The 23,803-nt window shown below is 69.5% G+C and carries 20 protein-coding genes and 3 pseudogenes; 15 read left to right on the forward strand and 8 right to left on the reverse strand.

Annotation, left to right across the window (positions count from 1 at the left end; genetic code table 11):
• Window positions 1–149: 149 nt before the first annotated feature.
• From ACIBLA_RS36335 to ACIBLA_RS36345, 3 genes and pseudogenes are all read right to left on the reverse strand, one after another.
• Window positions 150–297, reverse strand: a pseudogene (locus ACIBLA_RS36335) (MurR/RpiR family transcriptional regulator); the annotation flags it as partial.
• A gap of 233 nt (window positions 298–530) precedes the next feature.
• Window positions 531–1,717: pseudogene (locus tag ACIBLA_RS36340) on the reverse strand (dihydrofolate reductase family protein).
• Window positions 1,718–1,746: 29 nt separating this feature from the next.
• On the reverse strand, window positions 1,747–1,923 hold the full coding sequence (locus tag ACIBLA_RS36345) for a hypothetical protein (protein ID WP_363244151.1): 177 nt from the start codon (window positions 1,921–1,923) through the stop codon (window positions 1,747–1,749).
• A 15-nt stretch (window positions 1,924–1,938) separates the two neighbouring features.
• Here ACIBLA_RS36345 and ACIBLA_RS36350 point away from each other — a divergent pair, with 15 nt between their 5' ends.
• A complete protein-coding gene (locus tag ACIBLA_RS36350; RefSeq protein WP_363244224.1) occupies window positions 1,939–2,457 on the forward strand; it encodes a hypothetical protein in 519 nt (172 codons plus the stop codon).
• Between the two features lie 500 nt (window positions 2,458–2,957).
• Here ACIBLA_RS36350 and ACIBLA_RS36355 read toward each other — a convergent pair.
• The 3 genes and pseudogenes from ACIBLA_RS36355 to ACIBLA_RS36365 form a co-directional block, all read right to left on the reverse strand.
• Window positions 2,958–3,173: pseudogene (locus ACIBLA_RS36355) on the reverse strand (helix-turn-helix domain-containing protein); the annotation flags it as partial.
• A 514-nt stretch (window positions 3,174–3,687) separates the two neighbouring features.
• Window positions 3,688–4,605, reverse strand: a complete 918-nt coding sequence (locus ACIBLA_RS36360) for a formylglycine-generating enzyme family protein (RefSeq protein ID WP_399201032.1) — start codon at window positions 4,603–4,605, stop codon at window positions 3,688–3,690.
• A gap of 9 nt (window positions 4,606–4,614) precedes the next feature.
• Window positions 4,615–5,397 carry an aminotransferase class IV family protein gene (locus ACIBLA_RS36365; RefSeq protein ID WP_399201033.1) on the reverse strand — a complete coding sequence of 261 codons (783 nt, stop codon included), beginning with the start codon at window positions 5,395–5,397 and terminating at the stop codon, window positions 4,615–4,617.
• 218 nt (window positions 5,398–5,615) lie between these two features.
• On the opposite strand from ACIBLA_RS36365, the gene ACIBLA_RS36370 reads away from it, so the two are divergent.
• The 4 genes from ACIBLA_RS36370 (at window position 5,616) to ACIBLA_RS36385 (ending at window position 7,317) form a co-directional block, all read left to right on the forward strand.
• Window positions 5,616–6,056, forward strand: coding sequence for an ATP-binding protein (locus ACIBLA_RS36370; protein WP_399201034.1), 441 nt, complete (start codon window positions 5,616–5,618; stop codon window positions 6,054–6,056).
• The gene (locus ACIBLA_RS36375) at window positions 6,056–6,547 is read left to right on the forward strand and encodes a hypothetical protein (protein WP_363244147.1); all 492 of its coding nucleotides are present in this window, start codon (window positions 6,056–6,058) and stop codon (window positions 6,545–6,547) included. The genes ACIBLA_RS36370 and ACIBLA_RS36375 overlap by 1 nt, the downstream gene beginning before the upstream one ends.
• Before the next feature lie 186 nt (window positions 6,548–6,733).
• Window positions 6,734–6,856, forward strand: a complete 123-nt coding sequence (locus tag ACIBLA_RS36380) for a hypothetical protein (protein WP_399201035.1) — start codon at window positions 6,734–6,736, stop codon at window positions 6,854–6,856.
• On the forward strand, window positions 6,853–7,317 hold the full coding sequence (locus tag ACIBLA_RS36385; RefSeq protein WP_399201036.1) for a LuxR C-terminal-related transcriptional regulator: 465 nt from the start codon (window positions 6,853–6,855) through the stop codon (window positions 7,315–7,317). The genes ACIBLA_RS36380 and ACIBLA_RS36385 overlap by 4 nt, the downstream gene beginning before the upstream one ends.
• 8 nt (window positions 7,318–7,325) lie before the next feature.
• Here ACIBLA_RS36385 and ACIBLA_RS36390 read toward each other — a convergent pair whose 3' ends face one another.
• Together ACIBLA_RS36390 and ACIBLA_RS36395 are read right to left on the reverse strand one after the other, a co-directional pair.
• On the reverse strand, window positions 7,326–8,498 hold the full coding sequence (locus ACIBLA_RS36390; protein ID WP_399201037.1) for a helix-turn-helix domain-containing protein: 1,173 nt from the start codon (window positions 8,496–8,498) through the stop codon (window positions 7,326–7,328).
• A gap of 6 nt (window positions 8,499–8,504) precedes the next feature.
• Entirely contained in the window at window positions 8,505–8,924 is a 420-nt protein-coding gene (locus ACIBLA_RS36395) for an NUDIX domain-containing protein (RefSeq protein WP_399201038.1), read from the reverse strand.
• A gap of 168 nt (window positions 8,925–9,092) precedes the next feature.
• Here ACIBLA_RS36395 and ACIBLA_RS36400 point away from each other — a divergent pair, with 168 nt between their 5' ends.
• The 10 genes from ACIBLA_RS36400 to ACIBLA_RS36445 all read left to right on the forward strand — a co-directional run bounded on the left by ACIBLA_RS36400 (window position 9,093) and on the right by ACIBLA_RS36445 (window position 23,796).
• A complete protein-coding gene (locus ACIBLA_RS36400) occupies window positions 9,093–9,950 on the forward strand; it encodes a TauD/TfdA family dioxygenase (protein WP_363244143.1) in 858 nt (285 codons plus the stop codon).
• Window positions 9,951–10,369: 419 nt separating this feature from the next.
• Window positions 10,370–10,507 carry an FxLD family lanthipeptide gene (locus tag ACIBLA_RS36405; RefSeq protein ID WP_399201039.1) on the forward strand — a complete coding sequence of 46 codons (138 nt, stop codon included), beginning with the start codon at window positions 10,370–10,372 and terminating at the stop codon, window positions 10,505–10,507.
• A 93-nt stretch (window positions 10,508–10,600) separates the two neighbouring features.
• Entirely contained in the window at window positions 10,601–12,640 is a 2,040-nt protein-coding gene (locus ACIBLA_RS36410; RefSeq protein ID WP_399201040.1) for a lantibiotic dehydratase family protein, read from the forward strand.
• The gene (locus ACIBLA_RS36415; RefSeq protein WP_399201041.1) at window positions 12,637–13,707 is read left to right on the forward strand and encodes a lanthionine synthetase C family protein; all 1,071 of its coding nucleotides are present in this window, start codon (window positions 12,637–12,639) and stop codon (window positions 13,705–13,707) included. The genes ACIBLA_RS36410 and ACIBLA_RS36415 overlap by 4 nt, the downstream gene beginning before the upstream one ends.
• A 33-nt stretch (window positions 13,708–13,740) precedes the next feature.
• On the forward strand, window positions 13,741–15,792 hold the full coding sequence (gene fxlM / locus ACIBLA_RS36420) for a methyltransferase, FxLD system (protein WP_399201042.1): 2,052 nt from the start codon (window positions 13,741–13,743) through the stop codon (window positions 15,790–15,792).
• A gap of 4 nt (window positions 15,793–15,796) precedes the next feature.
• Window positions 15,797–16,927 (forward strand): hypothetical protein, encoded by a 1,131-nt coding sequence (locus ACIBLA_RS36425; protein ID WP_363244138.1) that lies wholly within the window; start codon window positions 15,797–15,799, stop codon window positions 16,925–16,927.
• A gap of 281 nt (window positions 16,928–17,208) precedes the next feature.
• Window positions 17,209–19,152: an ABC transporter ATP-binding protein gene (locus ACIBLA_RS36430; RefSeq protein ID WP_363243984.1), complete on the forward strand. Its 1,944-nt coding sequence runs from the start codon at window positions 17,209–17,211 to the stop codon at window positions 19,150–19,152.
• A gap of 104 nt (window positions 19,153–19,256) precedes the next feature.
• Window positions 19,257–20,345 (forward strand): NUDIX hydrolase, encoded by a 1,089-nt coding sequence (locus ACIBLA_RS36435; protein ID WP_399201043.1) that lies wholly within the window; start codon window positions 19,257–19,259, stop codon window positions 20,343–20,345.
• A gap of 283 nt (window positions 20,346–20,628) precedes the next feature.
• On the forward strand, window positions 20,629–22,770 hold the full coding sequence (fxlM, locus tag ACIBLA_RS36440) for a methyltransferase, FxLD system (RefSeq protein WP_399201044.1): 2,142 nt from the start codon (window positions 20,629–20,631) through the stop codon (window positions 22,768–22,770).
• Window positions 22,771–22,866: 96 nt separating this feature from the next.
• A complete protein-coding gene (locus tag ACIBLA_RS36445; RefSeq protein WP_399201045.1) occupies window positions 22,867–23,796 on the forward strand; it encodes an NUDIX domain-containing protein in 930 nt (309 codons plus the stop codon).
• The last annotated feature ends 7 nt before the right edge of the window (window positions 23,797–23,803 follow it).

Genomic DNA, 23,803 nt, shown 5'->3' on the forward strand with positions numbered 1-23,803 from the left:
CTGGTCACGAACTGCCGCAATATGACGGGCCGTCAGCTCGCTACACTCAGAAAGAGGCACCTGACCAGCCACGATAGCGATCTACCGCTGGAGTACTAAGACGCGGGTAGCTGATCGCGAACTGGCCCGAGCCACATCCCCTCCCCCCGCGACAACGCGCCGACGGGCGCGAAGGCCGAGTCGGCGACCGTCACCACGAACAGTCCGCCCCACCGCGCGCGGTGGGGCCGGCGCCTCCACGACTTCCTCGGGACGGCGCGGCAGCGCGAAGCAAAGCAGCGCGCTCGCGCCGGTGCGCCGCAGTGATCTGTTCGCTTCGCAATTCCTTCAGGACGAAAAGATCGTGGATCTAAATCCCGCCACCTCAGACAGCGAAAGTAAGCAGAGGCAGCTCAGGGGCTTGAGCCGCCGGGCGGGTCGGTCCCTGAGGCGTTTCGGGGGCCATCTTGGGGAGCCGATCTCGGTATTCGGGTCCCCAAGTCCAGCAGGATGAGGGTCCCGAGGACAGTGGGGTCGTCCTGGCCTGGTTGTCAGAGCAGGTGCAGGTTGGGGGCCTGTGCGACGTTCGCGTACTCGGGCACGGTCACGACCGTGACACCCGCGTCTTCGAGCAGCTGCGTACCGTCGGCGCCCGCGACGAAGGTGTCGGGTTCGCTCCAGGCGGCGACGACACGGCGGATGCCGCTGTCCCGGATGAGTTGGGCGCAGGGGCGGGGGCGGGATGCGCGCTTGGCGCAGGGTTCCAGGGAGCTGTAGATCGTCGCGGTGGCGAGCCGGGCGTCCTCCGCCGGGAGCTTGGCGAGGGCTCCTTCCTCTGCGTGGTCGTGGGGGTCGCTCTCGCGGGAGTAGCCGCGGGCGAGTTCGGTCCCGTCGGCGGCGACGATGACCGCTCCCACGCTGAAGGCGGTCGTCGAGGGCGGGCAGAGGGCGGCCAGGTCGCAGGCGAGGGAGAGCCAGTCGCGGTCTGCGTTGTTGGGGTTGCGGCCGGTGCCCGGCACGGCGGCTGAGGGGGCAGTGCTCATCGGGGCTCCGTCGAGGTGTCCTTGGGGGCGTACCTCAGCAGTACCACGTCGCCGATCTGGCGGGTCTCCAGGAGTCGGAGGCGGGCGGCGGGGCCGCCGGGGTAGCCGGCGGGGCCGAGCATCCGTACCGCGTCCGGCTGGCCGACAAGGAGTGGGGCGATGACGAGTTGGAGTTCGTCGGCAAGCGCTGTTTCGAGGAGTTGTGTGTGGATGGTGCCGCCGCCTTCGACCATCAGGCGCTTGACGGCGTACACCTCGCCGAGGATGTCGAGCGCAGTCGGCCAGACGGCCTCGGCGGGGATGCTCTGGACGGTGGCCAGGTCACTGAGGTTGGCGCTCGCCTTGGTGGTGGCTGCGTCGCCGACGGCCAGGACGAGCTTGTCGCCGCCGTGGTGCCAGAACTTCCAGCCGGGATCGAGGTCACCCGTGCCGGTAATAGTGATCTTCAGGGGGTACTCCGGCTGACCGGCGGCCAGCCGGGACGCCCTGCGCTCCGCCGAGTTCACGAGGAGACGGGGGTTGTCGGCGCGAAGCGTTCCGGCGCCGACAAGGATGGCGTCAACGCCGGCTCGTACGGAGTCGACGCGCTCGAAGTCCTCCTTGTTGGACAGCAGGAGCCGGTCCTCACCCGGCCGGGTGTCGAGGTGACCGTCGATCGAGACGGCTGCGGACAACAGGACGTACGGGCGGGGCACGCTATCTCCAGAAGGTAGGCGCGGGTGGGTCAGGCGGGATGCAGGACGATGCGGTCGAGCGATGCCCGGAACTCGGCGACGCCGTCCTCGGTGGCTGCGGAGGCCAGCGTCTGGTCGAGCCGGCCGAGCTGACCGAAGATCCGTGCGGAACCGGTCTCGGCGGCGATGCCTACGGCCTGCCCGCCGATTCGGGCAGCCAGGCTCATGTTGCCTGTGCCTGCATGGGCACGGGCAGCGCGAGCGAGGTAGACCCCGCGGTCCCGACGATATGCGGGAGGAAGGACTGCGATGGCGGTGTCGAAGTCCTCCGCGGCCTGTTCATAGTCGCCAAGGGAAGCCAGGGAGCGGGCTCGGGCGGTGCTGATGTATGCCGTGTCGAGCCAGGATCCCCAGACGCCGTCGGTGCCCGCGCGGTCGAGGAGGGTGAGCGCGGTGTCGTAAGCCCTATGAGCTTCAGCGCCTTCACCGAGTACGGCATGCGCGTGGGCCCCGTGCAGAACGGCGATGGCTTCGAGACGGCTCCCGGGTCGGGCGGTGCGCCGAGCGGCGGCGGCGAGGCCGAGGGCGTCGGCAGGGTGTCCGGTGTCGGCTGCGAGCTGGGCCTTTCGGCCGAGGATGTATGCGGTGAGATCAGTGTCGCCAGTGATAAGGGAAGCGTCGAGCGCCTTCGCGGTATGACCGTGGGCTGTGCGTTCATCAACCCGATGTCCTGGGCGAACCACCCCGCCAGCTCTTCGTAGCGCGTCTCCAGGGCAAGGAGCTCAACGGCGTCGTTGCCACGAGCGGCTCGGCGTCTTGTGGCAAGAGAGACGAGGTGTTGTTGCAGCGCGGGCAGCACGTGCCGGGGGCCGATGAGGTTGTCAGTCTGAATCATCATTCGGCGGAGCTGCGCGAAGTGCTCGAAAGGCGAGCCCATGTCGGCGAGTTCTGTGGTTGCAGCCGCCGCGGCCGGGATGGATGTCGCAGCCAGACCGGCGAGCCCGGAGGCGAGAACGACGCGGCGAGGCAGGGGCACGAAGAGGATCCTTCCGTGGATTCGGGCAGGGACGACGACCGTTTCCGTGTCGTCTCCAAGAGAGACTGCCTGCCCGGGCGTGCTTCCGGCCAGGGTCACCAGATCTCTGGCCCCATGGCCCCGTGTATTGGCCCCGTGAGTCGCCGTCCCGGCTCTGGACAGCAGGACAGAGCCGTCTTGGGGAGCGTCGCGCTCCGCCTCGTCCCAGCAGCGAATCAATGCGCCAGCGGCATCAAGAGCCTCATCAAGGGCGATGGCCGCGTGCCTCGGAACAGGACGTTCAGCCCGCTCGAAACGCCCAAGATGTGAGCGATCAATCAACGCCCTGCGAGCGAGGATCTGCTGCGACAGCCGACGGGCCTCGCGGAACTGGCGTAGCTCGTAACCCCAGCGATGCCATGGGCCGGCATCCGGAGTCAGATCGTTCGGCTGCTGTCCCACGCTTTCACCTCCCCCGCGACTGTCGTTCCCCCTGCGGATCGACGCCAAATGTCACCGGCTGGCGCTCTATGGGGCCTGAAGAGCCACCATGCGCGGCTCCATCCAGGGCCTCCCGACCACGGGCCCGGAGCGATTTCATCGTGGTGCGAGCTGATCTCACGGTATCCGAACAACCCGTGTGGCGGCCGTGATTCATGTCAGCGCCGACAGTCCAGCCCGCCACTTCGAACTTCATCGCAATCGCCGCGTAAGTCCCACGAGGACTGCGCGATCGGAGAAGACCGCGAGGTGTTCGCTGGTTACGACGCGAACACGTCAGGTGATCGACGAGGCGGGCACCGCCTCGCGATTGCAACGGCGCCGCATGCCGCACGCTCGCGCACACCGCCCACCTGGAGGCCCCCGATGAGCCATGCCACAGCAGCCACACTGCCGACCGCGAAGCCGGAGACGAAGCCGCTGACTTCGCGCGCCTTCGAGGTGGTCATGGCACCTGGACCACGTCCGCAGCGGGCTACGGCTGAGCCACGCAGCGGAATCCGGTGTCGTTGTCCTTCATGGCGGCGTTGGCGGCGTTCCGCTGGGACGGGGTGGCGCGTTCGATCGGGGAGGTGAAGGCGCTTCCCTTCAGCTCGTAGCGGCCGTTGCCGAGTTCCTCCTCGGTCGAGCACCACTCCCATACGTTGCCGCACATGTCGAAGGCGCCGTACGGGCTGACGCCGGACTGGTACCGGGACACAGAGGTCGTCGCGTCGATGCCGGCCTCGGCTGTGTTCGCCTTCGCGGCGGTCGGCTCTGCGCCCCACGGGTAGATGCGCCCCCGTGGGCCACGGGCTGCCCTCTCCCACTGGTGCGATGTGGGCAGGGACTTGCCTGCCCATCGGGCATACGCGGTGGCGTCGAGCCACGTCACCCACACCACGGGGTGGTTGGCCAGAGTTACGGGACACCGGCCTGCGGGCCAGTGCAGCGGGGGCCGGTGGCCGGTGGCGAACACGAACCGCGCGTAGTCCTCGTTCGTCGTCGGGTAGACGTCGACGAGGAATGGCTCCAGCCACACCGAGCGGTTATCGGGGCCGGAGAGATAGATGCCCTCCTCGACGATGGCCATGAGCTTGCCGTCGCCAGAGTGTCTGCTGGTGCGCGGATCGCGGCGCAGCAGCTCTTCGGCGCGTTCGTCGTGCTCGACGGCGGCCCGTTCGGTGAGGAGGGCCGCGAACCGCCGTTGTGCGTCGGGATCTGCCTGTGCGAGGACGGTGTCGAGGGCTGCTTGGTTGGCGAGGCTGAGTTCCAGGGTCTCGCCCCGGCCTTCCCATCTGGGGATCTGACGCTGGTTTACGCCGACCAGTTCGGCGAACGACTTGCCGGTCTTGCGCATGGCTTTACGCAGCAGCCCGGCCTCGTGGCCGGTCCACCTGGTTACCCCCGTCACGCTCTCGGTCTACAGGATTTCGCCGGGGATCGACAGGTACGTCTGTTGGAGCTGGCTCAAGACGGCGTGCTCACCGGGGAGTTCGGTCTCGTCGATCGCCTTCAGGGCGCGGACGCCGATGCTCGTATTCGTCGCGAACCCCGCCGCCATGCCCTTGGCCTGTTCGAGGGTGAGGGGGGTGACCCGGTGCTCGGCGTGCTGTTGGAGCAGCGCCATCGTGACGCCGGGAAGCACCGGGGCCTGCGGCCACAGCACGGTGCCGTCGTGGTCGATGAAGCCGACGTTCCAGGTGCCGCCCTCGCTCACGTGCCCGTCGCGGCCGATGAACAGCGCGTCGTCGAAACCGGCGAGCTGCGCCGCGCGGCGGGCGTGCAGGGCACCGAAGAGGCCAGCATGCTTGACCTCGGGCAGGTCGCGCTCGTACGGCACGCTCATGGCGCGCAGCGGTTGCGGGGGCATGGCGCCGGCAGCGCGCACGGACACCATGATGTGCGGCTCATCGGCGTTCGCCGGGTGCGCCATCTCGACCTTGGGGTCGTAGACCGTGACGCGGACGACGCACGGCGCGTCCTGCTGCTCCAGGCCCTGACGGACGTAGTCGCGGACCCGGCCGGTGTCCAGGTCGGCGCCGTAGACGATCTTGGAGTCCCTCACGAGACGTTCCATGTGCAGCGAGAGGCCGCGGATGCTGCCGTCCGCATCGACGCGCATGGACGTGAAGTGGCCGACGTTGGTCAGGGCCAGGGGGAGCAAGTCGTCGGCGGATACGGGCTTTCCATCGAGTGTCACCATGCCGTTCAGCATGCCAGGACCGCCCCCTGCGGCGGCACCCTGAACAGGGTTACTGACGGGTCAACGTCATCTGAAAGTCATTCCCAAGTCTGGACCGCGAGGTGTTCGCTGGTCACCACGCGAACACGTCGAGTGATCGATGAGGCGAGCAGTGCCGGGCGACGCAACGGCGTCGCGGGCCGCACGCTCGCGCACACCGCCCACCTGGGAGGCCCCCGATGAGCCATGCCACAACAGCCGCACTGCCGGCTGCGAAGCCAGAGACGAAGCCGCTGACGTCGCGCGCCTTCGAGGTTGTTGTGGCACCGGACCGCGTCCGCGTCGCCCAGATACGGCGCATCACCGTGGCGTTCATGCTGCTGTGGGACGTGCCCGACCCTCTCGCTGAGGACGTGCAGCTTGCCGTCTCCGAGCTGGTCACCAACGCCGTCGAGCACGGCCACGGGAGCGTCGGTCTGCGGGTGCGGAACACAGGCAGTGAACTGAGCCTTGAGGTCACCGATCGCAACCCCGCGCCCGCCCGGCTGCGCACCGTTGAGGATGACGACGTGTGCGGCCGGGGGCTGTTTCTCGTCGCTGCTCTCTCCAAGGAGTGGGGCATCAGCGACGACGGCATGACGACGTGGTGCACCTTCCGCCTTCCCACGGGGAGGCCGTGATGGTCGCCGTGGACAACGCCACAGCCGCCCACCTGCTTTCCCGTCCGGTCTCCTCTCAGGACGAGACACTGAGCAGGCTCGCCTTCTTCCTGTCCCGCTCTCTGGCGGAAGAGGGAGTCGGCGACGAGGTGTTCGACCCCCTGGAGGACATCCTCGGTGACCGGGCCCAGCCCTCTCCGGCGCGACGAGTCCACAAGACGGACGACCTACTGGTCCGCCTCGGCCTGCCTATCCCACGGCGCGGGCGCCAGGAGAAGGCCGCCCCCATTCTTCCCGAGGAAGCCGCGCGGATCAGCCACATGTTCCGCCGGGCGACAACTCACCTCATGCAGGTCGTCCCGCATCGTGTCGCGATGTACCCCACCGAGGAACTGAGACTCCTGATCTCCCTTCGCGACGAACAGCCGGACGCGGATCAGGCCGTGGCGCACCTGCGCCGGTTCGCCTTCGCCATCCTCGCCATCCTTGACCTGATGGGAGATGACGCGTGACAAGTTGCCCCATCCCAGACGTCGGACCTGCCTTGAGAAAAGGGTCTCCGCAGGCAGCAGTCCAGACACGCCCGGCGCTGGGAGAGCTGGGCTTCACACGCTCTGGGGAGTCGTCGTGCAGCGGCGCCGGGCAACCACTACCCCTGGTACGTCCTCGTACTGCTCGCCACGCTCACCCTCGCCCACGTGCGACGGACGCGGCGCCGTCAACCGACACCGGTCATGCGTCGGCTGACGACCGTCGAGGAACTGCGGTTCGCCGAACTGTGCCACGAGATCACCCGCGAACGACAAGGAGCAGTGCAGTGACCACAACCATCGTGAGAGTCATCCTCGCCCCCAGGGAACGGCAAGTCGTGGAGGGCCTGGCTGACGGCAGCACGCTCGCCGATGTCGCGCGGAACCTCAAGATCCAGGAGGGCACGGCGACGGGCTACCTCCAGCTCGCCAAGCGGAAGCTGCACGGCGTCAGCGACAACGCCGCCGCACTCGCCGTCGCCTACGCCACCCAGGCCATCACCCGACCGGAGCTCCTGGACACCAGAGCGATTGACCTCCCCCGTGAGCAGCGTGACCTCGTGCCGCTCATCGCACGAGGGATGACGGCCACGCAGATGGTCCCCGAGCTGAAGCAGTCGGTCGACATCATCCGCCGGCACGGCCGTGAACTGCAGAAGAGCCTGCGGGCCACGAACCGGGCCCACGTCGTCACCCGGGCGTGGCAGTACCAGGTCCTCACCGCTGATCGTGTGATCGCATGCCTGAGCTGACCACAGAATTAGGCCGCCATTTCCTGCCGCATCAGATCGAGCGCATGAACCGCCTGGCCTCGCACGTCGGGAAGCCGGTCGCCGGCGGTCCGTACGATCCTCTGCAACTGGTGCGGCAGCCGCTGAACTACCGCCTCAGTCATGGCGGTGCTCAGCGATTCGGCAGCCCCACCTGGGTCGTCCGCAAGGAGCCGAACGTGGGCGACGGTGATCAGTTCGATCACTCGCCATTGCGGTGCGACGGTCGTCGTCACAGCAGGCCCGTGGTCGACCAGCCGTATGGCTACGTCCGCGCGCCCGGTGCTCACCAGACCGCGCAGGCGGATCTCGTGCAGCGCGTAGGGGTTGAAGAGGGACGTGTGCCCTGCGCTTCCCATCAGGTCATCGGCTTCTTGCATCACGCTGTCGAAGAGCCGGCCATTTCCAAGTTCGCCCGCCGCTCGGGCGTAGAGCGGCAGAACCGCCGCACGGGTCGCACGGTCGGGTGCCAGCGCCGCCGCATGGCTCAGCCGGTCCACCGCGGCGCCACAGATGTGGGCCTTGCGCAGTTCGTTGCCGTGCATCCGCAGGGCGTAGCTGCTGAAGGCGCGATCCTTGAAGTGGGCGGCGATGTTCAGGCTCTTGGCAGTCCAGTGGGCGGCGGTGCCCAGTCTCTCCTCGGGAAGTACGTTTCCGAGCGCGACGCCAAGGCCGACCCGGGCGTGGGCAAGCAGACGCAGGACCTCGCGTTCGGTGTGCCCGTCTTCGAGGCGCGCTTCGAGACGGGCGACCAGCGGCCACAGCTCGGCGACCGCTTCGGAGGCATGACCGCTCTGGCGGGCGATCTCGGCGAGACGAACCGTGGACTGTCCGAACTGGACCATTGCCCGGTGGTCGGTATCACCCGGATCGGTAACGCCCAGGACGTGCGGCGGCAGCCGCAGCCGCTCGGCGACGCGGCGCAGGGAACGCACGTCGCCCAGGGTCTTCTTGCGCAGTTCAAGGGCCGAGATGTAGGTCTTGTCGTAGCCGAGGAGGTTTCCCAGTTCGGTCTGGTTCAGGCCGTGGACGGTTCGGTGGAAACGCAGGATCGCGCCGAGGTCACCACTGTCCAGGATGGTGCGGGCCTGCGGGGTGGCCCAGTGCCACACCACGTGCTGGGCCGAGGGACGAGACAGCGGCAGGCGTTCGGTGGCGGCCATGGCCTGCTACATCCGCCCGTACCAGGCGGCGATGGACTGCTTGTACCCCTGGGGCATGGTGAGTGCCGGGACCTCGTTCGCGGTGAACAGTCCGATCTGCTGGTGCTCGTGGCTGAGCACCGGGTCCACTTCCGGTGTGAGGACCGTGCAGCCGTAGGTGATGATCACGACGCGTCGCTCCGGCAGGGTCTGCGGAAGCGGCTGGTAGATCCAGGTGTCCAGCAGCGGCCCCGCCTCCACGGTCCAGCCGGACTCCTCCTGCAGTTCGCGCTCGACCGTGGACTCGGGGCTGGGATCCGCCGCCTCCAGCCGGCCGCCGGGCAGCTCCCACTCGTCACGTTCGTTCTTCAGCAGCAGCACCCGGCCGCGCGGGTCCAGGGCGACGCCCTTGACGGAAACGGGCCAAGTGGGGGGCGGGTGCGTCATGGGTTTCCTCGCAGTGCGCGGCGGTGCCGGAGTGTCCGGACCGTAGCACGGGGCAATCAACACGCCCTGCTCTTGGGTGATTTGCCGGAGTCGACAATCTGTCGCTTTACCTTCCGGTCCTCCGGTCCCGACATTGAACTCACTGACCGCCGACGAAGGAGCCTCACGATGCGACCCGGTGATCTGTTCGCAGCGCACTTCCTCGATCACAAAGTCCCCGGCGCACCGGCCCAGTTCGCACAGCAGCTGCGCGAGAGCGGCCTGGTCACTCTCGACGGGCTCGCCACCCGCGACGCCGTGTGGTCCTTCGCCTCCCGCGTCATGACCATTTCTCCACACCGTGACAGTGACCCCGACGGGCTGACCACCATCCGTGACTCGCCCCGCCACGCCGGCCGCCCCGGGTTCGCCGGACTCGGCAACGGGCAGCTCGACCCGCATACGGAACGATCCAGCCTTCCCAGTCCTCCGCGCCTGATGCTGCTGGTCTGCTCCCGCACCGCTGACCGGGGAGGCGAGTGCTTGCTCACTGACGGACGCCGCGTACACGCAGACCTGCTGCACAAGGAAGGCGGCGAGGCCGCTGACGCACTATCCCAGGCGCGGACGGCATACTTCGGCGCCGGAGATGGACACGCCTCCCAGGTGCTCAGCTCTCACCGCGACGGGCGCGTGTCCATCAGACTGCGATTCGATGCGCTCGCCCGGTGGAGCCCCATCGTCCAGCCTCACCTGTCCCGTCTTCGGGCCGCGGCCCTCAGCCATCAACAGTCCCTACGTCTGAAGCCGGGCCAGGGGTATCTCCTGGACAACCAGCGATGGCTGCACGCCCGTTCCGCATTTGTCGGTGACCGCGTGCACTGGCGGGCCCTGGGAGACCCGCGTTTCAACCTCCGCCACGGCTTCGCGCCGACCGTAGCCACCCCACAGGCATCCGCGCGTGGAGGCCCATTCGTGAGCGTGCCTCTGTCGGGAAGCGAAGTCCCGAGGGAGGCCGTGTCGGCCATACAACAGGTGATCACATGACTGCCTGGACCCACGCGGTCTCCGTGATCCCCGACAAGGCCGACCCCAAGAGTTCGGGGCCCAACTGATCCTCAACACAACAGGGTTGAACTGTGCCCGCTGCGCGCGGGAGTCCTTCGATCAGCGCAGGGCGGCCGTCGGGCTGCCGCTGATCGCCGCCGCCCTTGAACGGTACGTCGCCGGTTCACCCCGGACTGCGATACCGGCGACTCCGCGACTCGTGCTCGCGGGGGCCGCATGACGCAGCGGGCCCCCGGCTCCAAGACGTCGCGGAGCAGGCGACGCCGTCGCCCGCCACGTCTGGCACCAAGCTCCGGGTCCCGACCGGGTCCCGGCACCGCACCACCCATCGCCTATAGGAGGCAAGCATGACCGCCATGCAGACAGAGAGGCCGACCACCCCAGGGGAGTCGGACCTCGTGACGACCGATGAGACCGACCCGTTCGGACTCGACATCACCTTCATCGAGGGCACGCCGGCGACCGAGACGGTCCTGATGTGCAGCACGGGCGACACCTGCGGCAGCTCCTGCCCCAGCGCCTGCACCACTTCGTAAGCCGGGCCGCCCCGGCGGGGCGGGCCTGACGGGGCTTCCCGTCCGGCCCGTTCCCCATCGCGTCACGAAGGAAGAGAAGAAGGGAGAGCGGTGATGACACGCGTACGTCCCAGCCTGTACCAGGGCGCGGGGCAGGCGGTGCTGCGCGCTGCGGTGCACCGCAGCGAGCCCGCCATGCCACCCTGGCCGACGTCCACGGCACCGGTGGACCAGTGGCGTGCGTGGCTGAGCTCTGTGTGGTCCGACGATGCCTTTCGGCAGACGGTGACCGACGCCAGCCCCGACCTCGCCGGACAGGTGCAGGCCATCGTCGACGGCCGTACGCCGAAGCCGCGTCGGGTTCGCCGAGCTACTCTGGCCACGGCCCGCTACGCGATCCGGTATGCGCACCGCTCGACCCCGTACGGCCTGTTCGCCGGCGTTGCCCCGCTCGGCTTCGGGGAGGCGACCTCGGTCCGCTTCGGCGAACGCCACCAGGCCGTCGCCCGTCCCGACCCGGTGGCTCTCGACGAGACACTCAGCGTCTGGGAGAGCGACGCCGCGCGGATGACCGACACGGAGGTGTGCGTCAATACCCTCGTGCGGCAGCGCGACGGACACGTCTACGTGCCGTCGGAGGGGGACGCGGAGTTCCGTCTCGCGCTGAGCCCGGCGCTGCGGCTCGTGCTCGACCTGGCGCGGTCGCCGATCCGCTACGGCCAAGTAGCCGACAAGCTTGCCGCCGCGTTTCCCACCGCGAGCGACGTAGCGCGAAACAAGCTGCTGGGCGAGCTGCTGCGCGTGCGGCTGCTGCGCTCATCGCTGCGCGCCCCCGCCACCGTCGTCGACCCCACCGACGCCTTGCCCGGCGCCGCCCGCGCCCAGGTACGCGGTCTGCGCTCGGCATGCGATCTGCGGTTGGACGCCGACGTACGGCTGCCCAGAGAAGTCCTGACCGAGGCCGGGACCGCGGCGACCGTCCTGGCCCGTCTCGCCACCCACCCGAACGGGACACCGACGTGGCGCCGGTGGATCGAGCAGTTCACCGAGCAGTACGGCGAGAACGTCCCCGTTCCGGTGGAGATGGCCACGGATCCGGAGCGGGGCGTGGGCTTCCCTGACGGCTTCGTCACCGCGAGCGAACCGCCCCGCCCGATGTCCCGACGCGACCGGGTCCTGCTGGAACTGGCCGGCACCGCCGCCGCTGAGGGCGCGCACACGGTGGCCCTGACAGGCGCGATGATCGAGGAACTGGAAGCCGCCGTCGGTGACAAGCCCCGCCAGCATGCACCGCACCTCGAACTCTCCGCTCAGGTCCAGGCCGCCTCCGCTCAGGCTCTGGACCGGGGCCGCTTCCGGCTGCGGGTGCTCACCGTCTCCCGCTCAGCTGGCTCGATGACCGGACGGTTCTGGCACCTGCTCCCCGGCACCAAGGACACGTACGCCGACCTGCCCACCGTCGACGGGGAGGCGGAGCTGGCGCAGCTGTCCTTCCACGCTGGCCGGGTGCCGGCCGATCTCCTCACCCGTGCGCCGCAGGCGCTGCCCCGCATCGTGAGCGTCGGGGAGTTCCGCCACCCCGGCGGACACGTCTTCTTTCCCCGTGACCTCTCGGTCGCCGTCACCGACGGCCGCCCCCAGCTGGTGGAGATCGCCACGGACACGCGTCTGGAACTGCTCGCGCCGACCGCGATCAACTTCCTGTGGAACAACTACACCCCACCGATGGCACGCTTCCTCGGCGAGATCAGCCGGGCCACCGCACCGCAGGTGACCTGGTTCGACTGGGGCGCCGCCTGGGCCCTGCCCTTCACCCCGGCCCTCACCTACCGGCGTAGCATCCTCACCGCCGCCCGCTGGAAGATCCGCCGCCGTACGCTGCCTTCCCGGACCGCGACGCTGCAGGAGTGGGCGAGCCAACTCCATGCTCTGCGCGCTCGGTTGCGGGTGCCGGAGCGAGTGCTGCTCGCCGAGGACGACCAGCAGCTCCCTCTCGACCTCACCCGCCACGTCGACCTGGACCTGCTGCGGGCCCACCTGGACGCTGATTCTTTCGGCATCGCGACGCTACACGACGCACCCCCACCGGGCGCGGACGGCTGGATCGACGGCCGGGCCCACAGCCTCGTGTTTCCCCTGGCGGTCCGCCCATGACCACCATGACCGCTCACCCCACGCAGGACCTGTCCGAGGGCGCCCTGGGGATGGCGCTCCTCGACATCGAGCGCGGCGAGCTGCCCACCGCCCGGCGTCATCTCGCCGAGGCCGTCGCACAGGGTGTGAGTACCGGAGGCAACGCCAGTCTCTTCCACGGCGCCCCGGCACTGGAGTTCGTCCTGACCTGCGCCGCCGGAGCTGGCGACGACGTCCGCGCGGCCGTCGACCGCGTCGTGGATGTCCGCCTTGCCGCAGCCCTCCGTCGGCAGGAGTCGGGCGCGCTGCCCCACCTCGCGGAATGGGACCTCATCCGAGGACTTACCGGGCTCGCCGCACTGCTGCTGAAACGCGGCACTCACTCGGCCCGGCTGACGGACGTGCTCGCCTATCTCGTCTCGCTCTCCCGCCCAGCCCGGCTCCATGACAGAGACGTTCCGGGGTGGTGGTCGCCGGTCGGTCCCGGCGAGGAAGACATGGCCGGTGGGCACGGCAACAACGGCATGGCCCACGGCATCGCAGGGCCCTTGACGGTGCTGTCCCTCGCCATGCGACACGACATCCGCATCCCCGGACAGGTGGAGGCCATCGGCATCTTCACGGCCTGGCTCGACCGGTACGGCGCCCGCTACTGGTCCACCCTGGCGGACCTGGACAGCACCCGGCCGCCCGAAGTCGAACCGGCCCGCCAGTCCTGGTGCTACGGACTGCCTGGCATCGCCCGCGCGCAGCAACTCGCCGCGCTCGCCCTCGGCGACACCGCGCGGCGCCGATCGGCCGAGGACACGGTCGAGCAGATCCTGACCCATCCCCGCCACCTCGCCCGGATCACCGACTCCACCCTGTGCCACGGCTGGGCGGGACTGCTGGCCCTGACCCGCGCGGTCGCCGCCGACAGCCCCGCCCCCGAACGCTTCACCCCAGTCATCCAGGACCTGCACCGACGCTTGGCCGCCGACTGGGAACAACTGCCCAAGCCGGGCTTCATGGAGGGCCGGGCCGGCGCCCAACTCGCCCTCGACGCAACCGACACCACCGGCTGGACCAGCGCCCTTCTGCTCACCTGATCGCCCGGCCCGAACCATAAGGAACTCTGCCCCATGGCCTTCGACGATGAGAACCTGCCACTCACCCGCGACACGACCTGGTGGCACGCCTCCGTGGCCTTCCCCGTCGGCACTGCAGGCGCCTACGCCGCCCGCGTGCTGGCGGGCGCACTCGACGACCAGCGCTTCCACTTTCTGCGCAAGGACGCCGGTGTGCGCCTGCGAAGCGAACATCCCGCCGCCGCCCTGCTGGACCGGCTCGTCGCCGAGAAGGTCATCACCGGTTGGGTCGGCGGGATCTACGAGGCGGAGACCGAAGCCTTCGGCGGACCCGAGGCCATGGATGTCGCGCACGACGTGTTCTGCGCCGACAGCCCGGCCGCGCTGGCCGAGACCGGGAGTACCCGGGCACGTGAGCGCACGGTGATGCTGCTGTCCGCCATGATCCGAGAGGGCGGGCTGGACCCGTTCGAGGCCGGAGACGTCTGGGCCCGCCTCGCCGCCCTGCGGCACCCCGTCACCCCGCCCGACGGCCTCGCACGGGAGCGGTCCGTCTCGGCGATGCGCCGCCTGATGAACGCGGATGCCGCACGCCGCCCGGACGCCGAGACGGGCTGGGCCGAACGCGTAGCCGCGTTCGAGGACGCCGGCCGACGCCTGCGCCGCCTCGCCTCGGACGGCCAACTGATACGCGGGGTGCGGGCGGTGCTCGCCCATCACGCGATCTTCGCGTTCAACCGCGCGGGTGTGCCTGCCCATGTCCAGGCAGCCACCGCGTGGCTTGGCCGTCACGTCGCCTTCTCCACCGGAGAAGGAGATGACGTGTCTACCCGCAAGTCCGCCTCCGCGGACCCTAGCCGCCCTCGAACGGAGACCACCGTGACACCCGTAACCGACCCCGCCGGCCTGCGTGAAGCCCTCGCCCAGCGCCTCGTCGACGGCGGACACCTGCGCAGCCAGCCCGTCATCAACGCCTTCCGCACCACCGACCGCCACCAGTTCCTGGCCGGCGTCGACATGGAGGCCGCATACAAGGAGGACGCGGTCCCGATCAAGCACGACGAGAGGGGGGAGATGATCTCCTGCATCTCCGCGCCCTCCATCGTCGCCACCCAGCTCGAACAGCTCGGCGCCCAGCCCGGCCACAAGGTCCTCGAAGCCGGGGCTGCCACCGGCTATAACGCCGCCCTCATGGGCAAGATCGTCTCGCCGGGCGGGCAGGTGTGGACGCTCGACGTCGACCAGGATCTCGTCGCCGGCGCGAGCAAGAACCTGGCCGCCGCTGCCGTCGACAACGCCACCGCCACGCTGGGCGACGGTGCGGCCGGTCTGCCCGAGCACGGCCCGTACGACCGCATCATCTTCACCGTCGGCGCGGGCGACGTGCCGGTGAAGATCCTCGACCAGCTCGCGCCCGGCGGACGCCTGGTCCTTCCGATGCGTATCCGCGGCAGCATCTCCCGCTCCTTCGCCTTCGAGCGCGACGGACAGACCTGGAAGACCGTCTCCTGTGAGATGGCCACCTTCATCCCGCTGCGCAAGGGCGTCTGCGACGACGTGTACACCCTCGTGCCGATGGTCGGCGAGGGCAACGTCCGCTTGGAGACCTTCAGCGAGCAGGACGTGGACCGCGACGCTCTGCCCTTCGTCCTCGACCAGCAGCAGACCAAGCTCTACACCGGGGTGAAGTTCCGGCAGGGCTCCGCGTGGGAGTGGCTGTACCTGTACCTGGCGTGTGTGCTGCCCAACGGTCTGTCCCGGCTGCCGGGCCAGCGCCCCGGGTTCACCCCGCACTTCGGCTGGGGCTCCATGGCCGCACTGGACGGCGGGTCGCTGGCGTACCTGACCATCCGCGAGGGAGAGGACGAGCAGGGCCGGTACTGGGAGATCGGCGTCATCGGCCACGGCGACGTGGGCGCCGACCTCGCCGAGCGCGTCGTGAACGAGATCCGCGCCTGGCACGCGAGCGGCGGCAACGACGCCCCGGAGCCGGGCTTCCGGATGGCCGTCGCGGACTCCCGCGACATGCTCCCGGCCGACGACGCGCGCTTCATCGTCGACAAGCCCTACAGCCGTCTCGTCGTCGACTGGGCGCGCACGGGCTGAGCCGATGATCCCCGCGATAGCCAGCCGGATCCCTCTGGTCCGCCGCACCAAGGCGCCCGCGCTCCCATTGCAGGAGCGCATAAACCACCTCACCGGACTGACCGTCGCGCCCGCAGGTGCGAGCCACCACGACCTGGTGGCCCGCACCTGCGGGGTTCTCAACTACGCCGCGCTGATCGCCTCCGACGTCGGCCTGCCCGGCCGGGCCACCGATCTCTGCTGGCGCCAGCACCAGGTCTTCGCCGACGCCGGACGCCTGAGCGGGCCGAACGCCGTCATGTCGCTGATGCCACTGGTCAACCTCTCCCGGCTGCTGACCCGCGACGGCCAGGGCCAGGCCGCCTACGGCCTCCTCACCCGCCTCAACCACGCGGCCCGGCAGCGCGAGAAGACAGAGATCGACGGCCGCACCGTCGACCTGTCCGCCCTGACCGGTACGGATGACGATCACCGCACGATGTGCCAGGAGCTGTGGGTCACCTTGCTCGTGGACGGGGCCCGCGCCCTTGCCAGCACCGGCCGGTGGACCGAGGCAGCCGAGGCCATGGCCCAGCACCGCGGCATCGGCAACCGACTCCTCGACGGCCGCCAGATCAAGATCATGTCCCTGATGGAACAGGGTCTCGACCAGCAAGCCCGCGACATGATCGACGCCACCCAGCCCACCGAGCCCTGGGAGACCGTCATCGGCCTCCTCTTGCGCGCCCACTGCTGGCCCCCCGGCGCACAGGTACCGCACGCCCATCTCCACGACACCATGAATGAGGCCGCCGTGGTCTTGGCCCACCCCGACCCCTCGACCGCGGTGTTCCAGACCCGAACCGGCCTGGCCGCCCTGGAGCTGGACCCCACCGGGTCCTACGCGAGCACCCTGCCCGGCATCGTCGCCGACGTGGCCGGGCTGGACGCCTACGCCGCACGCGAGGTACTGCACCACCCCGCCGCCCGAGCCGCCCTGAGCACTGACCGGGCAGACGCCCTCAGCTCGGTGATCACGGCCGCAGGACTCGGAGCCGGCGTCCTGCCCGCTCACCACCGGCAGTCTCTGACGGCGGCAGTCGCCCACGCCGAGGCCGAGCTGGCTCGGTTGCTGCGAACCGACGAGCACGTGAGGAGGCGGTGCCCGCGGGAGTGATCTGGTGATTCGTCGGCAACACCGCGCCGAACCCACGAAGGGCTCGAGTGGGCGACACGGGTCTGTGTCGGCGTCGGTCCGACTCCGTGTGAGGGGAGGTCGGCGTTTTGGCCATTCCGAGCCCCCAGTCGGCCCGTGCCGGACCAGGGCTCACGGCCCGCAGCCCTCCCTCGCCCCCGCGATTGCGGGTTCCCGAGCGCGACCGAATGACGTGTGTTCGAAATCGCTGCTGGGTCGTTGAAACTCACGACTCCGCCGCAGCGACCGTCCTAGGGGGAACGATGACCTCGGCCATCACACAAGAGCAGCCGCCTCAGCCACCGAACGGCACATCGCACAACGACGGATCGGAAGAGGCCGGTGTTCGAGAGGAGGAGTTCCTCTACCGAGATGAGTCCCGGCTCCAGGCAGGATCGCTGCTGACGACCCGCACGATGGCACGGCGGCTGCCCGTGCTCGTGCTGCGTTCCTTGAAAATGGCATGGCGGGTGGATCGCCGCGCGACGGTCGGCCTGCTCGTGTGTCAGGTCGGAACCGGCGTGCTCGCGGCCCTCGGCCTCCTGGCCGTCACGGGCACGATCACCGCGCTGATCTCCTCGGGCGACATCACCGAGCGGCTGTGGGACGCCGCTCCGCAGCTGGCTGTCATCACTGCGGCAACCGGCCTGCGCGCTCTGCTGGGCATCATCGTGGTCTGGCTGACCGGGCGTCTGCGCCCGGTTCTCGCCCGCGCGGCGGAGCTGACGATGATCGAGGCCGCGCTCGGCGCAGAACTCGCCGCCAACAACAAGCCCGGCTACAACGACGCCTACGACATCGCCGACCGCGGCGCCCAGGTCACCCCCGACCTCGTGGAAGAGGCCCAGGACGTCCTCGCGGCGACCGCGACACTCGCGGCCGGCGCAGCCGTCCTGACCGTCCTGGACCCGCTGCTCCTCCCCCTTCTCTTCCTCGCGTGCCTGCCGCAGGCCGCCGCCTACGTCCGTTCTGCCCGCGTGATTTACCTCGCCGGCCTGGAGACCTCCGGACGGCGGCGGATGCTGGGCAAGCTGCGCTGGCACATGGCCTACATGGAGTCCAGTGAGGAGATGCGGGCCTGCCTCGCCGGCCCCTTTCTCATCAGCCGGTACCGGAAGCTGGCCGCCTCGGTCAACGCGGCCGAGCGCACGGCCGCGGACACTGGCGCCTGGATGGGACTGGCCGGTGCTGTCGCCGGCGGGATCGCCTCGACCGCCGTGTGGGCGGCACTGCTGTGGCTCCTGGCCTCCGGGCGGATGAGCCTGGCAGCCGGGGGCGGCGCCGTCTTCGCCCTTCAGACGGCCACCGGCTCGGTGCGCGGCATCATCAACGGCGGGGCACGCCTGGTCCGCACCGGCTGGTACGTACAGGACTGGCAGAACTTCCTCGACAACGCCCACGGCCAGGCCATGACCGACTCCCGCGGCACCGCGCCGCTGCCCGCGGCACCGGAACGCTTCGAGGTCCGCGACGTCACCTACCGATACGACGGCGCCCCGAACGACAGCCTCAGCGGAGTCTCCCTCCACGTGCGGCGCGGCGAAATCGTGGCCCTGGTCGGGGAGAACGGCTCCGGCAAATCCACCCTCTCCCGCCTGCTGTGCGGACTGCTGCTCCCCACCGAAGGCGAAGTGGCCTGGGACCACAACTCCACAGCGGAGCTGAATCCCTGGGAGGCATGGAAGCACGTCGCCCTGGTCCCACAGAAGTTCACCTACCTGCCGCTGACAATGCGCGACAACATCACCTTCGGGCAGGGCGACACCACCGACGCAGCACTGCTCGCCGCATGCGAGGCATCCGGCGCCGCAGAGATGCTGCCCAACCTCCGCTCCGGCCTGAACACCCTCCTCACCAGCGAGTGGTTCGGCGGGCAGCAACTCTCCGGCGGCCAATGGCAGCGACTGGTACTCACCCGCGCCTTCCACCGACAGGCGGCACTCCTGGTGATGGATGAACCCACGGCAGCCCTCGACGCACGGGCGGAGCACCGGATCTTCTCCGGCCTGCGCGAACTGGCCAAGGACCGTGCCGTCCTGCTGATCACGCACCGGCTCACCAACGTGGCCATCGCCGACAGGATCGTCGTCCTGGACCAGGGCCGGATCGTGCAGGAAGGCACCTACGCCCAGCTCACACGGGAGCCGGGGCTCTTCCAGTCCTTGTGGGAGTTGCAGCGACGGATGAGCGGCGAAATCGCCTCATGACCGGTACCCGTCCCGCACCGTGCGCCTCCAGCGCACCGTTCTGAAAGGCAGAGCCCGTGGCCTCTCCCGTCTCCCCCTCGGATCACGTTGCACCGCACGCCTCCATGTCGGCAGCGCAGTACGCCGCCTCCCGCCACGCGGTATGGCTGAGTGCCGCCGCGATCTTCACTGACCAGATCGGTCGTATCCTGCTGGTACACCCCACCTACCGCGAGGACGACCGGTGGCTGCTGCCCGGCGGCGCCGCCGAACCCGACGAGCACCCGATGGACGCCTGCCGGCGCGAGATCGCGGAGGAGTTGGACCTGGACCGGGCCTTCCCACGTGTGCTCGCCGTCCACTCCCTCTCGCCGCACCACCCCGACATCAGGCCAGGCATGCCCTGCCCTGGAGAGATCCGCTACATCTTCGACGGCGGCACCCTCACCCCCGAACAGATCCAGAAGATCCGTCTGCCCAGCGAGGAGCTGTCCGAGTTCGCCTTCTTCGAGACCCGGGAGGCGGTGCAACGGCTGCTCCCCGTGGACGGACAGATCATGCTCGCCGCCTACCGTGCCCGCCTCGGCGCCACCGGTTCCGCCCACCTCGCCGACGGCCAGCACATCCTGAAAGTCCCGGCACTGGACCGTCATGACGTCCATGTCCGCTACCGACCCATGTGGGACAGCCCCCTGCGCCGCACCCCCGTCCCCGGCCAGCTCCCCGTGCAGCAAGCCTGGGCGTGGTGCTTCGTCCCCGACGGCAGGGTCGTGCTCGTTGCCGACCCCGGCCCCAGCGGCGCGCTGCCCATGCTGCCCGGCGGCACGGTGGAGAAGACCGACACAACCCCGGAGGACACCCTCCGCCGGGAAGCCGTCGAGGAGGCCCAACTCACCCTGGCCGACCCGGTGCGACTGGGCTGGGTGCTCGACGAGACCGGCGAGGTCTACGGCGGAGTAGGGCCCAACGCCCGGCTATGCCTCGCCGCCCGTGTCACTGACATCGGGCCGGCGGTCATCGACCCAGCCACCGGCCACCCCTTCGTACGTCTGCTCGCCACCCCCGCCCAGACAGCCGCCCTTCTGGGATGGGGCCCGCCAGGAGCGCGGCAAGCCCAACTTGCTGCTGAAACAGCCTGTGCCCGCTGGGGCATGCCCACCGCTCACCCCACGGAGATTGAAGAAGTCCCCGCGGAGGGGATGCGCCTGAGCTGACCCGGACGACCGGTCCGTCGCTCCTCCGCGTCGCTCTTCAGCCCTCTGAGGTACGCCTATGCCGCTGTCGCACGACCACATCCGCACCACCGTCGAGACATACCTCGCCCGCCATCACATCTACTCCTCAACGCGGGACACCTCGCCGAACACAGCACGCGCGAGGGCGATACGCCATGTTCGACGCGCGGGCCGCCCAGTACGCCCCGACCGCCAGGGTCCCGGACCCCAGCGGACCCACCGTCTCGGACCCCGCATGACCCGTTCGACCGAAGGGCCCACTGTGACGACACCCCCCACTACCGACCTCGACGAGCCCTGCGCCCTGCGCCACCAGCTCGCCGACCAGCTCGCCGAGGCGGGCCACATCCGAACCCCCGCGGTCGACAAGGCCATGCGCACCGTGCCCCGGCATTCCTTCGCCCCCGAAGTCCCGGTCCAGAAGGCATACGCCAACGACATCATCGCCACCCGCCACAGCGACGACGGCAGCACCATCAGCTCCATCTCCGCGCCCTGGTTGCAAGCCGACATGCTCGAAGCCGCCCGCATCCGGCCCGGCCGCCGTGTCCTGGAGATCGGCTCCGGCGGCTACAACGCCGCCCTCATCGCAGAACTCGTGGGCCCGGCCGGCAGCGTCACCACCCTGGACATCGACCCGGTCGTCACCGACCGCACCACCCGCTTCCTGGCCCAGACCGGATACGACCACGTCCAGGTGGTCACCGCGGATGCCGAGCACCTGCCCGCCGGCATCGTTCCTGAATGCGGCTTCGACGCCATCCTGGTCACCGCCGGCACTTGGGACCTGCCCTGGACCGACGCCCTCGCCGACGGCGGACGCCTCGTCGCGCCGCTCCGTCTGCACGGGTACCACTGGGCCATCGGCTTCACCAAGGGCAACGGGGTCCTCCACAGCGACGAGCCGCTCATCGTCTGCTGCTTCGTCACCATGCGGGGCGACGGCGCCTGGAACGCGAACCGGCGCACCGTCCCAGGCACCGGCGTACACCTCTCCTGGGAGGACGGCACCCCCATGCCCGTCGACCAGCTCGCCCCCGCCCTCACCCGCGAGCCGACCGTGGCGCACACCCACGTCACCGTCGGCGGCCAGGAACCCTTCGACGCCCTTACCCTCTTCCTCGCCGGCGCCCTGCCCGGCTTCTGCCGCCTGTCGGTCGACCCCGACGGCGACAACAGGGTCCTGAACCCGCCGCCCCCGCACTGGCCCGGCGCCGCGATCGTCCGGGGTACGTCCCTCGCCCGGCTTACCACCGAGCGCCTCTCCGACGGAGACGACAGCAACGGCCTGTACGAGTTCGTCGTCCACAGCTACGGTCCCCACGGCCACCTGGCCGCGAAGGAGATGGTCGAACAGGTCCAGCACTGGCAGCGCAACCACCGCGCCGCCCTCTGCCCGCGCATCACCATCCACCCCCTGGACAGCAACAAATCCGCGCCCGCGACCCGTGCTCCGCACGTGTTCAACAAGAGGCACACCCGTATCGCGATCGACTGGCCGACGATTCCCGGCACCGCGGCCCTGCTCACGGACGCCGAGGGCCGCTACCTGCTCCACCTTCGCTCGGCGAACAAACCGATCTGGCGCCCAGGGCACTGGGCCCTGCTCGGCGGCAACACCGAGAAGGGCGAGACCTGCGACGAAGCCATCGCACGGGAACTCGACGAGGAGATCGGGCTCGTCATCCCGGACCTGGCTGCCTTCGTCACCCTGGACACCCTCGACGCCAGCGGGGCTTTCGAGGGCCGCGTGCGCGTCTACCAGGGCACGCTGAACACCCCCGCGCACGAGATCGAACTCCGCGAGGGCATCCAGCTGCGCTGGACCCGTATCGAGGAAATCGACGAGATGACCATGGACCCCGGCGCCGCCGCGGTCCTGCACGCCCACCACCGCGCGGACCAGCCCAGCGGGCGCCAGGGCGCGACACTCCCTGTGGTGGAAGTCCGCGAGCCGCGCGACCACCGCAGCCGCAGCATCATCGGCGCCCACCTCGTCCTCATCCGCGACGAGGCCGTCCTGCTGGGCAAGCGCCACCCGGACAGTGCATTCGCTCCATCGACCTGGCACCTTCCCGCCGGCCATCGAGAAGACCTGGAATCCGCCGTCACCTGCATGGTCCGGGAGACGGAGGAAGAGACCGGCCTCCGCATCCCGGAGGCCGACTTGTCGCTCGTCCACGTCCTCGACCTGCTCGACCCCGGGAGCACGATCCCGCGCATGGGGCTGTTCTTCACGCCCTCAAGCTGGGAGGACGAGCCTGTCCTACGCGAACCCGAGTGCTGCACCGAGTGGCGCTGGTGGCCCCTGGATGCCTTGCCCGAGCCCATCGTCGAGTACACCCGCGTCGCCTTGGAGGCCATCTCCAACGGCACCTTCTACGTCCCCATGGGCTGGTCCTGACGGGAACTGCTCCGGACGACCAGCTCGGGCAGCACTCTCAGCGGATCCACTGCCCTGCCGTCGCCAGAACCGCCAGCGAGAAGGGTGCCTTCGCACATGTTCACCACACAGGACGAAGAGGACCGCGGCAACACCGAAGGGCGTGGCACGCCGCCGAGCACGCACGACGAGGAGGAAACCGCACCACGGCGCCAGCACCGCTTCCACCTCATGAGCCGCTACTACGGGCAGGTGGAGTCGGGACGCAAGACGATCGAGGTCCGCGTCGCCACTCCCGAGAAGGCGGGCGTCGAGGTGGGGGACGCCGTCGTCTTCCACGACCGGGACAGCGGCCGGGAACTCGACATCATCGTAAAGCGGATCACCTCGTACGCCTCTTTCGAGGACCTGCTCAGCGCGGAGGATCCCACCCGTATCGACCCGGACGGACCACGCGAGGACCTCCTCCGCAACCTCCGCGCCATCTACCCGCCGGCCAAAGAAGCCCTCGGCGCCCTCGCTTTCGAGTTCGACCACCGTCCTGCCCGTCCGGGCCGCCCCATGCCGATGTCACCGACGCAGTACGCGCAGACCGTCCCCCATCACACTGTGTATGGCTGCCTGTACGTCCGTGACGAGCACGACCGGCCGGTACAGCTGCGCTCGGTCTACGGATCCCGGCTCTGGCAGCTCCCAGGAGGAAACCTCGACGCCGGGGAGGACCCCCTCCAAACCGCCCGGAGAGAAACAATCGAAGAGACCAGCCTCCAACTCGACCTGGACACACCGAGGCTGCTCCTGACGCACTTCATGCACACCGGGTCCCGCATGCCGCTGAACAAAGTGGGTCTCATCTTCGACGGAGGCCAGCTGACCGCCGACCAGCTCCGGTGCATCCGCGTCGATCCCGCCGAACACGACATGTGGGCCGTCCACGACCTCGTCGACTGGCAGGAGTTGATGGCGCCGCGCACCTTCGCCCGCCTCGACGCCATCGAACGAGCCAGGCGAGGCGAGGGCCCCACCTACCTCGTCACACACGACTGACCCGCAG

This window comes from Streptomyces sp. NPDC050433 (assembly GCF_044458565.1).
Classification (GTDB): Bacteria; Actinomycetota; Actinomycetes; order Streptomycetales; family Streptomycetaceae; genus Streptomyces.